Raw genomic sequence first — 13,384 nt, forward strand, 5'->3', positions numbered from 1 at the left:
AAATTGGGAAAATTATAACTATTATAATGGAGTTGTCTTTGGAAATGGATAATCACCAGTTGCAAGAAATATCTGATATTTTGTATGCTGAAAGCAATGCTAAGGCTGTATCGTATATTAAGAGTCTTCAAACCGAAGATGAACTGTTTGTTTTACTTGATAATTTTAACTGGGATAATGGTTTTGAAGTACCCCAAGCAGTTATTGAACATTCTAAGTGTACTCTTTCAATTGTTTTATTATCCTCTTATCAAGCAGCTGGCATCAGGTATTTATTAGATGCAGAAGCAGCCTTTGTAAATTCTTCATCTAAGGAGTGGGAAGAATTAAGGAGTGGGAAGAATTTGTAAAAGATGTCTATGATAAAATTATCAGAAGGAGATTTCCGAATGGGAATATCTCTTTTCAACCCGAAATAATAGGAATTCAAAAATTCAAACTTAAAAAATTAAAACCCGCATTAAATCCAACTTTCATTGATGGAATTTTGGGGAAAGATTTGAATATAGTAATTTAATTAAATAATTAGAATAACCATACAGACATTGTGGATGGTTTTCGTGTTATGTCCTAAAGCCATAATAAAAGGATTGGCGAGCGCCAATCCTTTTATTATTTCAACTCAGAGGAATCTGGTAGGTAGGAACCACCAAGGTAGGTATTGCTGAGTTTTTCAAGGCTTCCGTCTTGATAGAGTTCTTTTAATGCATTATCAAATTGTTCCTTGAATGCTTTTTCTTCGCTAGAAAATATAATATAGTTGCTAGGACTGTCAGTGGAAGGAAGATCAACAACAGATAGATCCAAGCCACGTTCTTTAATAATTTTTTGAACGGAAACTTTGTCAAAGATTAGGAAATCAAAGTCACCGTTGGAAAGATCAAAGATACGTTGTCCGATATCTTCCCCTGAGTATTGGATAGAGGCTGGATTATCAGTGTGTTTTTGATTCCAATTGTTGATGAATTGGGCATTCGAAGTTCCGATATCCTCTTGAGTTGTTTTACCAGCTATTTGCTCAAGAGAAGTTAAAGGATTCTTCTTATTACTAACGAGTACTAAAGGATTTTTTGAGATGGGGAGTGAGTAGAGGTATTTATCTGCTCTCTCTTTTGTGTAACTCAAGTTATTGGCTGCAGCTTGATAGTGACCGGAATCAAGTCCTGGGAAGATACTTTCCCAAGCAATTCTTTGAAAGTGAATTTCGTAATCACTGAGCTTCTCATCAATTGCTTTAAGTACTTCAATATCGTAGCCAGTCAGGTTGCCGTTTTCCTCATAGGCGAATGGTGGGACATCGCCAGCTGTTGCAACAGTAATTGTTTTTGGGGACGAATTTTTTTGAGGTGTGCTCTGGTGACTGCAGGCGGCTAACAGTGGAAGGATGATTAGTAACAGGACGATTTTTCTCATGTTTTACTCCATTCAAATTGGTATTATTTTATAGCTTATCAGAAACTATCTTGATTATCCAATATATATTTTTTATAGCTGCGATAAGAAACCTTAATAATGAAAAACTTCTGCAAACTCTTACAAAATATGATAAAATGAAGCTAGTATATTTAGAAAAGGATGCGACTTATGAAATTTCTAGAACTCAATAAAAAGCGTCACGCAACCAAGCATTTCAATGATAAACCTGTGGATCCAAAGGATGTCCGTACAGCGATTGAAATTGCGACTTTGGCACCTAGTGCCCACAATAGCCAGCCATGGAAATTTGTAGTAGTACGAGAGCGCAATCAAGACTTAGCAGAAATTGCTTTTGGCTCTAACCAAGATCAGATTAAAGAAGCTACAGTGACCATTGCACTCTTTACTGATACTGATTTAACCAAGCGGGCTCGCAAGATTGCGCGTGTGGCTGGAGTTAAGAATTTCTCTGATGAGCAGCTTCAATTTTACATGCAGAATCTGCCTGCTGAGTTTGCTCGCTATAGTGAACAGCAAAAGAGTGATTATTTAGCTCTTAATGCTGGTCTGGTGGCTATGAATCTTGTTCTGGCTCTGACTGACCAAGGTATCGGATCTAACATTATCTTAGGTTTCGATAAATCTAAGGTTAATGAGGTTTTGGAAATTGATGAGCGTTTTCGTCCGGAACTCTTAATTACGGTTGGTTATACTAATGAAAAACTAGAACCTAGTTATCGTTTGCCGGTTGATGAAATCATTGAGAAACGTTGATATAGTTATGTTTTTGATTTAATTCGTATGTGCATTGATTTAAATCGAATTAGAGATTGGGGTAAAATAATGACAATTGATTTTAAAGCAGAAGTTGAAAAACGAAGAGAAGATCTCTTAGCTGACCTGTTCAGTCTTTTGGAAATCAACTCAGAACGGGACGATTCCAAGGCAGACAAGGAGCATCCTTTTGGACCTGGACCTGTTCAAGCTCTGCATAAGTTTTTAGAAATTGCTGAACGCGATGGTTATGAAACCAAGAATGTGGACAATTATGCTGGTCACTTTACTTTTGGTGAGGGTACGGAAGAACTTGGGATTTTTGCCCACATGGATGTAGTCCCTGCCGGGAGTGGCTGGAATACAGATCCTTACAAACCTGAAATTATTGATGGTAAGCTTTATGCGCGTGGTTCGTCTGATGATAAAGGGCCAACCATGGCTTGTTACTACGGTTTGAAAATCATCAAAGACTTGGGCTTGCCAGTATCTAAGCGCGTGCGTTTTGTGGTTGGGACAGACGAGGAATCCGGTTGGCAAGACATGGATTATTATTTCAAACATGTTGGTCTACCTGAGCCAGACTTTGGTTTCTCACCAGATGCTGAGTTCCCAATCATTAACGGTGAAAAAGGGAATATCACAGAATATCTCCACTTTGGTAACAGTAATGATGGTAGCTTTAAACTCAAGAGCTTCACTGGCGGACTTCGCGAGAATATGGTGCCAGAATCAGCGACAGCTATTTTTACAGCAGCAGTTGATGCAGCGGAATTGGATGTCAAATTACAAGACTTTGCTGCTACGCACAAGGTTTCAGCTAGTCTGAAAGCAAGTGGCGACGCTCTTGAAGTGACAGTCATTGGGAAATCAGCTCATGGTTCTACACCGGAGGATGGTATCAACGGAGCAACCTATCTGGCTCTCTTCCTCAACCAATTTGACTTTGGTGGTGACGCCAAGGCTTATCTGGAAGTTGCGGCTCAAGTTCTGCACGAGGACTTTGCTGGTGAGAAGTTAGGAATTGCTTATACAGATGCTAAAATGGGTGCTCTTAGCATGAATGCTGGTGTCTTCCATTTTGACAGTGCTAAGGCTGACAATACTATCGCTCTGAACATCCGTTACCCTCAAGGTACTGATCCGAAAACAATTCAGGCCGGTCTTGAAAAAGTTACTGGTGTTGTGTCAGTGAGTCTGTCTGAACACGGACACACTCCACACTATGTTCCAGCAGATGATGAGTTGGTAGCAACTCTTTTGAATGTTTATGAAAAACAAACAGGTCTCAAAGGACATGAGCAAGTCATTGGTGGTGGAACCTTTGGCCGTCTTTTGAAGCGCGGTGTGGCTTTTGGGGCTATGTTCCCAGGCTATGTCAACACTATGCACCAAGCCAATGAATTTACAGATGTAGAAGACCTTTTCCGTGCTGCGGCCATTTACGCGGAAGCTATCTACGAATTAATCAAATAAAAAAGAAGAACTCGTTTGGTCTTGCCAAATGAGTTTCTTTGCAAGGAGTTGCTATGCATACTTTAGAAGATATTACTAAGGCCATCATGGCCGACCCAGAAAATAAAGAATTTACGGAGCAAGGGATCAAGCCGCTTTTTGCGGCACCAAAGAATGCTCGAATTAACATTGTTGGTCAGGCGCCGGGGCTGAAAACTCAAGAGGCAGGGCTTTACTGGAAAGATAAGAGTGGTGACCGGTTGAGAGAATGGCTGAGTGTTGATGAAGAGATGTTTTATAATTCTGGCTACTTTGCAGTTTTGCCCATGGATTTTTATTTTCCAGGACATGGAAAATCTGGTGATTTACCGCCTCGTAAGGACTTTGCGGATAAATGGCATCAGCCGATTTTAGAGCTTTTGCCAGATATTGAGCTGACTATTTTGATTGGTCAGTATGCACAGAAATACTATCTTCATCAAACAGGAAATATCAAGCTGACTGAGACGGTTCAGCATTATCAAGACTACCTGCCTGACTTTTTCCCTTTGGTACACCCATCGCCCCGCAACCAAATCTGGATGGCTAAAAATCCTTGGTTTGAGGCAGAAGTGGTTCCAGACTTACAAGCATTGGTACAAAAGATTATTCATCAATAAAGGAAAAAACTATGGATGCTTATCAACAAGTAGCTAATAAGCTACAAGAGTTGGGGATTACCTTTGATGTGGTGGAGCACCCACCTGCATTTACGACAGAGCAGGCAGATAGCTATATTGAAGGCATGGAAGGCGTTCGAACTAAGTCCATGTTTTTGACCAACAAAAAGAAAACTCAGTATTATTTGCTGATTATGGATGACAAGAAGATTTTGGATATGGATTTGTTTAAAGAGCTGGTTTCAGCCAACCGAATTCGTATGGCTTCAGCGGATTCCCTCTATGAAAAAATGCAGTTGCCACCAGGAACGGTATCGCCTTTTGGCCTGCTTAACAATGAGGAGAAGGACATTCAAGTTTATTTTGATAAGGACATCGTATCAGAGGATATCATGACTTTCCATCCTAATACCAATGAAAAGACTATCTTTGTCTCTACAAGAGATTTGTTTAAATTCTTGCAAGATTTGGGCTACTCTTACCAAGTGCTGGAGCTTTAACTAACTGTTTTGCTGAGATAGAGTAGTACTATCCAGCTGCTCTTTCGGGTGATTAAACCTAGCGGATTGCTATCACTCGTTTGCTAGCGTCTTTGTACCTCTATCTTGATTTTGGATGAAGGACATATCCAGCAACGTGCTTCCCCTCAGGAGATTCTCCAACAGTCGGCTGATGATTTTTTCAAAGAACTATTAGATCTTGCAAGAGTATCTGACTGTCTTTTTGATAAGTCTAAGCTTAGAATGCTAAACTTTGTAGAAAGCGAGGTGATTCTATGGAAACGATGAAAGCTATAGTCATTTACGAAGCGGGTGGGCCAGAAAAGCTTCTGCTGGAAGAAAGACCGATTCCAGAACTTCAAGAAGGCTGGACCCTAGTCAAGGTCAGAGGGTTTGGGATTAACCACTCGGAGATTTTTACTCGTGAGGGTTTATCGCCTAGTGTCACCTTTCCTCGGATTTTAGGCATTGAGTGCGTTGGCCAAGTGGCCGAGACGACTCGAGAAGATTTAGAGATTGGCCAGAAAGTGGTTTCCATCATGGGAGAAATGGGGCGAGCTTTTGACGGCTCTTATGCCGAGTATGTCCTTCTACCTAACGATCAAATTTATACAGTCGAGACCAACCTGACCTGGACAGAGCTGGCTGCAGTGCCAGAGACCTATTATACTGCCCTAGGTTCTATGAAAAATCTGCGCATTGAGCCCAATGACAAGATTTTGGTTCGGGCTGCCACTAGCGGTGTCGGTTTGGCCTTTGCTCGTCTGGTCAAGGCACAGTTTCCAGACACACATATCGTCGGATCGGTCAATAGCGGTTCTAAACAATTTCTGCTCAAACACCAAGCCTACGACGATATCATCATAGACCAGGATGGTCGACTGGAAACAGAGGAGAAGTTTGACAAAATCCTGGAGTTAGTCGGTCCGGCAACTGTCAAGGATTCTTTTGACCATATCGCAGAGGGCGGGATTATCTGTGTGACTGGACTCTTGGGTGGCCAGTGGGAGCTGAATGGTTTCAACCCAATTGAGGAAATTAAAAACAACAGTTTTCTGACAAGTTTCCACTCAGCTCATGTGAGCCAAGACCTGATGGATGAATTATTTGATTACATTGACCGCTACCAAGTCAATGTTACACCAAGGCGTGTCTTTTCCCTAGAGCAAGTGCCCAAAGCTCATGCATTTATCGAAGGGACGGCAGGTTTTGGAAAAATCGTGATTATGAATGAATAGGAGAAAAATGATGCAAAAAATTAGTGCGAAAGATTTATATGACAAATTACAGGCAGAAGAACTGCAGTTGATTGACGTTCGCGAGGTGGATGAATTTACTGCTGGACATATCTCTGGGGCTCAGAATCTGCCTCTCAGCACCTTGCCTGAAAATTATAGAAAATTAGATAAACAAATCTCCTACCATATCATCTGCCAAAAGGGAGGCCGTTCAGCGCGCGCCTGCGAATTTTTGGAAGCTAAGGGTTACCAAGTAACCAATGTTGAAGGAGGAGTCGAAGCTTTTCCTGCTAAATTGACGATATGACAAGCGATTAAGAAGAGCAAATGCCGGAATAGATTGAATTTTCAGTATTTTTTTTGTATACTATACTGGTATAATAATTTATAGATAGGAGAAAATCTATGTCAAAACAAGATTGGCTTGAATATTTTGAAGCTGTAAATGGTCGTTCAGCAACTGAGGAAGAAATTGCTCAGGCAATGCTATCTGGAGAATTTCTCGAAGCCGAACAAGCAAATGTAGATCAAGTGATTAATGAGGGAACTCAATCTTCATCAACATTTAATCAGCCTCAACAAGAACTTCAAGGAAGCGAACCTCCACAACAACCTTTTGTTCAGCAACAAAATTTCCAACAACCTTTTGCTCAACAGTCTTCTCAGCAGTATCAAGAGGTACCACAGCAACAATCAAATCCAAATCAATTTGCAAATCAGACGCAACCGTTTGCTCAACCAGATTATCCTTATCAACAATCTGGTGGAGTTCAAACCAACCCCTTTACTGGTCAACAGCAGAATTCTGGTCAGGCTGATTTTAATCAACAAGCTTATCAAAATAATCCGCAGGGGCAATTCAACGCTCAAATGCCTCAACAAGGACATCAGGGGCATTACAGTCAGCAACAACCTATTCAGCCTAACGAGTTTTCTAAAACAATGAAAGGTTTCTGGGCTTGGCTTATCTCAGCGTGGAAATCGCCAACATCTGAAGTTGAAAGTAGTAAGATAAATGGTTATCTTTCCTTGGGGTTGACAGTCTTGTTCTCGGCAATAGTACTTAATTCAAATATTTTCAACGTTTTTAGAATGGTAACTTTTGGTTATTTTGGCGCACCAATCTTTGATTTTAAAATTTTCTTTGTCTCACTGATTGCAGCTGCTCTAATCCTCTTCTCTATTATTTTAGGTGGATTTGTTGTGAAGCGCTGGGTTTACAAGGATGAAAGTTTTAGTTTTAATAAAGCCTTTGATTGGTACGGTCGCCTTTATGCTATTGTATTGCCTTTTGTTGCTGTGTCGGCTTTGTTAAGTCTTCTTGGCATTGTTTCATTGTCTCTCTTTTTGACATGGATTGGTGTTTTGATTATTGGGGTTGGAGCAACCTTTGCTTTGATTTATTCAAAAACAACTACGTCCATGGATCCTTTCTATAAATACTTATTGGCTATTGTTGTAAATGGTATTGTCACATTCTTCTTCTCATTTATTGCCTTTTCTCTCTTGACAAGCATTATGATGATGTAGTTTCAAAGGAGAAGGATAGATGGTACCAAAATAAAAGAGAAGAATGAAGAAGCAAAAAAGGGAGAAGCTCAAAAAGCAAAAATTTCTTCTTTCCTAACGGAATATCGTAGAGCCGTTTTTTAGTTCAGTTTCAAGTCGTACTAATGATTATTCTCAATACTATGATACGTGTAGTGCTGTATATAAGGATATGGTTGAATGGACGACAAGTGGCGGTGTTAAAAAAGCAAAATTTGATTATTATGAGCCAGGAAAATTAGAAGTTCGTGAAATCAAAGAAGAAAATGGTTCTTACACCGTTACTTCTCATGAGGACTATACAGTCCACTATACTGATAGCACCCCAAATAGTTTAAATCGCAAAAATAAGACTTATTACTTGAAGTCTAGTGGTGATTCTTTTGTAATCTATAATCTTGAGGTCTCGGAAAGTTAATATTATGCTAATAAAATACTGTAAACTATTTTTTCTTGCTACATTTGTTCTTGTTTTAAGCGCGTGTTCATCAGGTAAAGACAATACCAGAGATAACTCTACTAATCAAGAGGGTGAAGTGATGCAAAAGCACAATTCAAGCTCTGAAAAAGATATAGTAACAAATCCTGATAATACGCATGAAAAAAGCAATCGGGATAAGACAATTTCGGTTGATAAGAGTGTATCCTATAATGGTAGCTACTATAGTGTTCAAGGGAAATATGATCAAATTATCATCGCAAATAAACATTATCCTTTGTCTTCAGATTATAATCCAGGAGAGAATGTTACTGCTAAATCAGCATTATTAGATTTAATAGCAGATATGCAAGCTCAAGGCTATCCCGTTAGTAATCAATACAGTGGCTTTCGAAGTTACGAAGCACAAGAGAATTTGTACCAAAAGTATGCAAACCAAGATGGTCAAGCTGCGGCGGATCGCTACTCAGCAAGACCAGGGTATAGTGAGCATCAAACTGGATTAGCATTTGATTTAATTGATATAAGCGGAAATTTAGTTGAAGAGCCTGAAGCGAGTCAATGGCTTTTAGATAATGCTTATAAATATGGCTTTGTAGTGCGTTACCCTGTTGGAAAGGAAACTTCAACAGGCTATATACCAGAAAGTTGGCATTTACGTTATGTAGGTAAAGAAGCGAAAGAAATATCTGATTCAGGTCTTACTTTAGAGGAGTATTATCACTTTACGGGTGGTGACTACGAAAAATAATTTTTAATTTTAGTCAAGACCTGTTTAGTTGAACAGGTCTTGACTGGCTTTATAAGGTCGAAAGGAGCTCAAAAAATGAAATTCTATCAAACTAATCTTAATAATGCTTTTGTAGAAACACCAGTAGAAGAAGATGGGAGAATCATTCATCATCTTCATCTTGCTAAAGGAAAAGAAGTACCAGAACATTGTGCAGATGCCCTAGTAACAGTTGTTTGTTTATCTGGGGATGTGATCTTTTCTGCTGGAGATCATACTGTGCGACTTGTTCCAGGATCCTTTCTAACGATGGAGCCAAATGAACCACATAGTTTATTTGGAGAAAAAGATAGCCATATTTTAGTTATTAAACAGTTAAAATACTAAAATATTTAAAAAAGAGGAATCTTATAATTCCTCTTTTTTTATATAAATTTAAGAATATGTCTAATTATAGATATATCTTTAAGTATTGATTTATTTTTTTGCTATTATAAGATACTTCAAAAAATCAGTAATATAAGGGTTTTAGCTTTGTATTCAAATATGATAAATAAAAAGCGAAAAAATATTTTACACAGTGTAAACTGAATTTAAATATCATTGAATAAAATAACATTCGGATTTAATGCTTTTATAAATAATAAATTCTGGTTTTATAAAAAAAAAGAACAAAAAATCCGAACCTTTTAAAAATGACCATCATAAAATTTTACACAATGTCAATCAAAACTGTTGATTTAGAAAAAATCTTGTGCTATAATTTCAAATCGAGGGTGAGATATGCATAAAAAAGTATTTTTTGAGCATATAATCTATTTAATATCTAAACTAAAAAAGGGAGAAGAGATTAGAAGATTATTATGCTGGCTCAAATAAATTATTTTTTTATGAAGTTGTGCACAAAAAAATAATTTACCCCCCCCTAATAAAAAAGTTTTTTTTGAAGCGACACTCTGTTGCTTTTGGAGGTTTAATTCAATGGATAAAAAATTCAGATTTGTAACTAGATCTGTTTTGGCTGCTGCGGTTATTATTCCAGTTTTGGCTGCGAATAACGCACAAGCGGCTGAATACGGCTACAATAACCGTTACCAACCAGGATATAATTACTGGAATACAAATACACGTACTACTCGTACTTCTCGCAACACAAACAGAACGCGTAATAACTATAGCTACAATAACTATGGTTATAACTACAACAATTATGGCTATGGCTACAACAACTATAACTATGGTTATAACAACTATTACTACGGCTATAACAATTATAACTATGGCTATAACAACTATAACTACGGTTATAACAACTATTACCCAGGTTATAACAACTGGAATTATAACTACAACAATCTTGAAAATGATGACAATTATATTTACTGGAATGGTAACCATTACTATCGCATGAGTGACGGAACTTACCGTATCTACCGTGATGGTGCGTGGAAACCTTTGACAAACAACAGTAACAATAATTCATCAACTAACAATTTGGAGAATGATCCACATTATCGCTATGAAAATGGCTACCATTACTATGTTTTAGAGAATGGTGACTATTACTATTATCAAAATGGTAAGTGGGTGCTTGTTAAAGATTCTGCTGATACAACAACTCCAGCACAGCCAGAACAACCAACAACTCCAACAACTCCGGCGCAGCCAGAACAACCAACAACTCCAACAGAGCCAGCTCAACCAGAAGTTCCTGCTCCAACTCCAGCTGAACCAGCTCAACCGACTCCAGCTCCTAGCGATAGACCTGCAGAGCCAACAACACCAGCTGAACCAAAACCAGAACAACCAACAACTCCAAGTGTTGATTTGCCAGATAATCCACCAATTAATGGTGCTGATAGCGAGTTTGATCCATTCAAACCATCTACAGAAACGCCAGCTGAACCAAAACCTGAAACACCAGCAACACCAGCTGTTCCAACAACACCAGGTTTGGTAACAACTGATGAACCAAGTGAAAACCAAATCCCTGATTATGTTGAAAAACCAGCAGAAGGACTTGAGCACTTGGCATGGGCACCAAATGGACAAACACCAAAATTGGTTTACCCACCAGGAAAACCAGGTGATAAAGCCCTAAAAAATGATAAAAACTACTACTTCGATGGTAGCACACATTATTACTATGTACCATCTAACTCAGAGCGTACAGGTTATTCACCATATTGGAAGTGGATTGGTGGAAAATGGAAACTTCAAGGTATGACTGATCCAAACGATCCAGCACTTGATCCAAAACTTCACGAAAATACTGCTGACGATGAGTACATGTACAGTGATCAAAACTCTAGCGTGAAATTGTACTCAACTAATCTAGTTGCTACTGCTAAAGCAGGTCAGCCGCTTCCGTTTAAGAACGTTGAAGAGTTCAAAAACTACGTTATCGAAAAGATGAAACCTAAGTTCCTTGATAACTCAGGTTGGGATGCTAAAGTTGAGTGGGAAATCGAAGATCCAGAAATCTTTGAGAAAACCAAAGAAAACCCATACGCTAAGGATTATGTCTTGATTGCGAACCTTAAGAGTGGTGTTGAAGACAAGAAATACAGTGATGTAGAGTTTGGTTATGTTAAGTTTGTTTACCGTGTTGAAGCAACAAACGATACAAACTATGACTATGTTTCAAAAGCTAAAGAAGCTTTCGCTAAAATCAATGAAGAACGTAAAGCTCAAGGTTTGAAAGAGTTGACTTGGTCAGAAGATATTTATCAAAATCAAGCACTTCCAAAAGTAAATGAAATCTCACGTCAATACGATAGCTCAGGCTTTGTTGGACGTCGTGATGAAGATGCCTCTGTTGTCGTTAAAAAATGGGCTAACAGCGGTCTGAGAGAATTGCTTCTTGATCCTAACGTAACTGAAGGTGCAGTAGCTACAGTTGTAGACGGAAACGGTGTTTACTACTGGGCATACAGCTATAAATAATATTTAATTTAAATTCCTAATAATATTGACTTAATTAACGGAAAAACACCCTTAGGAGCGGCCTAACTCCCTAGGGTGTTTTTTTATACAAAATAGTAGAAGTGTTTAATTGTAGGATAATATTTTTGTTATTATTTGACGGAGAAAAACTAGAGTATTAAAATATTATAATAAGAAGAGGTGGATTTTCGGTGATTTTTTGTGATAAAAGGAGTGAAAATCATGAACATAAAAAGAAATCACTTATTAAAAGCTTTAATCATTTATGGAGCTCTTGCTTTCTCTTTCTTTTTGGTTGTCAGAAGTAATGCTGAAACAAATTATGGTAGAGATTACATGATTCAACCGGGCTATCGTTATTATAACAGACGCGGTTATGATTATGGTTATAGCTACGGCAACGGCCGTTATCTGGGATATTACAATCCTTGGTATCGTTCTGATATTTTTTATTGGAACGGCTCTTATTATTATAAGAACAAAGACGGTGACTACTATATCTATAGAAATGGCAAGTGGGAACTCTACTATCAAGATGGCTTTAACAAGCTAAAAAATGATCCTCATTACCGTTATGAAAATGGCTATCACTATTATGTATTGGATGATGGCTCTTATTATTACCAAAACGGTCAGTGGGTTTATGTGAAGAAGGCAGAGGAACCATCTCCAACACCGACTCCAGATCCAGAACCAAGTCCAGATCCACAACCAGAACCTAAGCCTGGGCTAGATAAGCCAGAAACACCTGACTGGGCTCCGAAACCGAATATCGACTATAGCAAACTACCAAAACCTCTCTACAGACCTGATGATCCTCGGATGAAGAGTGATCATCGCTTTGTAGATGATAACGGCACCTATTATTACCGAGTCCATCTAGGAGACGAAAACCCTGATGGTATTGATGGATACTACAAGTGGATGGGCGACCGCTGGAAACTCTTTAACGGAACAGATTTAGACGATCCGGCTCTTGATCCAAATAATCATTCCAATCCAAAAGACGATGAATACAATTATGATGATAATGCATCTAGTGTTAAACTTTATTCTGAAAATGTGGTAGGAACTGGTAAAGCAGGAGAAGCGCTACCGTTTAAGAATAAAGAAGAATTTATTGATTATGTTCAGAAACAGTTGTCACCAAAAATGCTGGATAATGCAGGTTACGAATGTAAAGTAACTTATGAAATCGAAGAAGAAGATGTCTTCAAACAGGCAGTGGAACATGCTTGGGCTAGAGATTATGTTCTGACTGCTAATCTAACCAGCAGTGTTAAGGGTTATGAAAAAACGGAATTCGGCTCCATCAAATTTATCTATCGAGTTGAGAAAACAGAAGATTCTAATTTCCCAGATATAGATAAGGCCAAGGCAGCTTTTGCAGCCATTAATGCTGCTCGTAAGGAGCAAAATCTACCTGAATTAATCTGGTCTGATGATATCTACAATAATCAATCTCTCCCAACAGCCAATAAATTAGCTGTTAGCTATGACAGTGATGCTGGCATTACCTTCCGTCGAGAGGATGATGCGTCAGTAGTAGCTTCTAAATGGCTTAAAAGTGGCAATCGTAAGCTATTGCTCAGCCCGGATGCTAAAGAGGGCGCTGTAGCTTGTTTACTAGCAGGAGATGGTACCTATTATTGGATATTCAACTATAAATAATTTTTATT

Annotated in this window: 12 protein-coding genes and 2 pseudogenes; 13 read left to right on the forward strand and 1 reads right to left on the reverse strand. The window is 38.5% G+C overall.

Annotation, left to right across the window (positions count from 1 at the left end):
* The first annotated feature begins 26 nt into the window (after positions 1-26).
* Positions 27-517: pseudogene (locus tag AX677_RS09595) on the forward strand (DUF4274 domain-containing protein).
* A 95-nt stretch (positions 518-612) separates the two neighbouring features.
* On the opposite strand, the gene AX677_RS02115 reads toward AX677_RS09595, so the two are convergent.
* Positions 613-1,413, reverse strand: coding sequence for an amino acid ABC transporter substrate-binding protein (locus AX677_RS02115; RefSeq protein WP_060976005.1), 801 nt, complete (start codon positions 1,411-1,413; stop codon positions 613-615).
* A gap of 171 nt (positions 1,414-1,584) precedes the next feature.
* Here AX677_RS02115 and AX677_RS02120 point away from each other — a divergent pair, with 171 nt between their 5' ends.
* From AX677_RS02120 to AX677_RS02175, 12 genes and pseudogenes are all read left to right on the forward strand, one after another.
* Positions 1,585-2,190, forward strand: a complete 606-nt coding sequence (locus AX677_RS02120) for a nitroreductase family protein (RefSeq protein WP_060976006.1) — start codon at positions 1,585-1,587, stop codon at positions 2,188-2,190.
* Between the two features lie 69 nt (positions 2,191-2,259).
* Positions 2,260-3,666, forward strand: coding sequence for a dipeptidase PepV (pepV, locus tag AX677_RS02125; RefSeq protein WP_060976007.1), 1,407 nt, complete (start codon positions 2,260-2,262; stop codon positions 3,664-3,666).
* A gap of 53 nt (positions 3,667-3,719) precedes the next feature.
* A complete protein-coding gene (locus tag AX677_RS02130; RefSeq protein ID WP_060976008.1) occupies positions 3,720-4,304 on the forward strand; it encodes a uracil-DNA glycosylase family protein in 585 nt (194 codons plus the stop codon).
* 11 nt (positions 4,305-4,315) lie between these two features.
* Positions 4,316-4,804 carry a prolyl-tRNA synthetase associated domain-containing protein gene (locus AX677_RS02135; RefSeq protein WP_060976009.1) on the forward strand — a complete coding sequence of 163 codons (489 nt, stop codon included), beginning with the start codon at positions 4,316-4,318 and terminating at the stop codon, positions 4,802-4,804.
* Positions 4,805-5,079: 275 nt separating this feature from the next.
* Positions 5,080-6,042 carry a zinc-binding alcohol dehydrogenase family protein gene (locus AX677_RS02140; RefSeq protein ID WP_060976010.1) on the forward strand — a complete coding sequence of 321 codons (963 nt, stop codon included), beginning with the start codon at positions 5,080-5,082 and terminating at the stop codon, positions 6,040-6,042.
* A complete protein-coding gene (locus AX677_RS02145) occupies positions 6,035-6,349 on the forward strand; it encodes a rhodanese-like domain-containing protein (RefSeq protein WP_082730193.1) in 315 nt (104 codons plus the stop codon). Before AX677_RS02140 ends, AX677_RS02145 begins: the two co-directional genes overlap by 8 nt.
* Before the next feature lie 98 nt (positions 6,350-6,447).
* Entirely contained in the window at positions 6,448-7,572 is a 1,125-nt protein-coding gene (locus AX677_RS02150; RefSeq protein WP_060976012.1) for a DUF6574 domain-containing protein, read from the forward strand.
* Between the two features lie 24 nt (positions 7,573-7,596).
* Positions 7,597-8,008: pseudogene (locus AX677_RS08940) on the forward strand (hypothetical protein); the annotation flags it as partial.
* Positions 8,009-8,018: 10 nt separating this feature from the next.
* Positions 8,019-8,780: an LD-carboxypeptidase LdcB/DacB gene (gene ldcB, locus AX677_RS02160; RefSeq protein ID WP_268869223.1), complete on the forward strand. Its 762-nt coding sequence runs from the start codon at positions 8,019-8,021 to the stop codon at positions 8,778-8,780.
* Positions 8,781-8,855: 75 nt separating this feature from the next.
* The gene (locus tag AX677_RS02165) at positions 8,856-9,146 is read left to right on the forward strand and encodes an AraC family ligand binding domain-containing protein (RefSeq protein WP_002933561.1); all 291 of its coding nucleotides are present in this window, start codon (positions 8,856-8,858) and stop codon (positions 9,144-9,146) included.
* 594 nt (positions 9,147-9,740) lie between these two features.
* On the forward strand, positions 9,741-11,705 hold the full coding sequence (locus AX677_RS02170) for a hypothetical protein (RefSeq protein ID WP_060976013.1): 1,965 nt from the start codon (positions 9,741-9,743) through the stop codon (positions 11,703-11,705).
* Positions 11,706-11,927: 222 nt separating this feature from the next.
* Entirely contained in the window at positions 11,928-13,376 is a 1,449-nt protein-coding gene (locus tag AX677_RS02175; protein WP_060976014.1) for a hypothetical protein, read from the forward strand.
* The last annotated feature ends 8 nt before the right edge of the window (positions 13,377-13,384 follow it).

Origin of the sequence: Streptococcus sp. CCH8-C6, from assembly GCF_001557225.1 — a bacterium.
Taxonomy (GTDB): Bacteria; Bacillota; Bacilli; order Lactobacillales; family Streptococcaceae; genus Streptococcus; species Streptococcus sanguinis_C.

What these genes read in the sequence shown, in the direction of transcription:
- AX677_RS02115 (WP_060976005.1), bottom strand. Translation starts at nt 1,413, where the DNA reads ATGAGAAAAATCGTCCTGTTACTAATCATCCTTCCACTGTTAGCCGCC.
- AX677_RS02120 (WP_060976006.1), top strand. Translation starts at nt 1,585, where the DNA reads ATGAAATTTCTAGAACTCAATAAAAAGCGTCACGCAACCAAGCATTTC.
- pepV (WP_060976007.1), top strand. Translation starts at nt 2,260, where the DNA reads ATGACAATTGATTTTAAAGCAGAAGTTGAAAAACGAAGAGAAGATCTC.
- AX677_RS02130 (WP_060976008.1), top strand. Translation starts at nt 3,720, where the DNA reads ATGCATACTTTAGAAGATATTACTAAGGCCATCATGGCCGACCCAGAA.
- AX677_RS02135 (WP_060976009.1), top strand. Translation starts at nt 4,316, where the DNA reads ATGGATGCTTATCAACAAGTAGCTAATAAGCTACAAGAGTTGGGGATT.
- AX677_RS02140 (WP_060976010.1), top strand. Translation starts at nt 5,080, where the DNA reads ATGGAAACGATGAAAGCTATAGTCATTTACGAAGCGGGTGGGCCAGAA.
- AX677_RS02145 (WP_082730193.1), top strand. Translation starts at nt 6,035, where the DNA reads ATGAATAGGAGAAAAATGATGCAAAAAATTAGTGCGAAAGATTTATAT.
- AX677_RS02150 (WP_060976012.1), top strand. Translation starts at nt 6,448, where the DNA reads ATGTCAAAACAAGATTGGCTTGAATATTTTGAAGCTGTAAATGGTCGT.
- AX677_RS02165 (WP_002933561.1), top strand. Translation starts at nt 8,856, where the DNA reads ATGAAATTCTATCAAACTAATCTTAATAATGCTTTTGTAGAAACACCA.
- AX677_RS02170 (WP_060976013.1), top strand. Translation starts at nt 9,741, where the DNA reads ATGGATAAAAAATTCAGATTTGTAACTAGATCTGTTTTGGCTGCTGCG.
- AX677_RS02175 (WP_060976014.1), top strand. Translation starts at nt 11,928, where the DNA reads ATGAACATAAAAAGAAATCACTTATTAAAAGCTTTAATCATTTATGGA.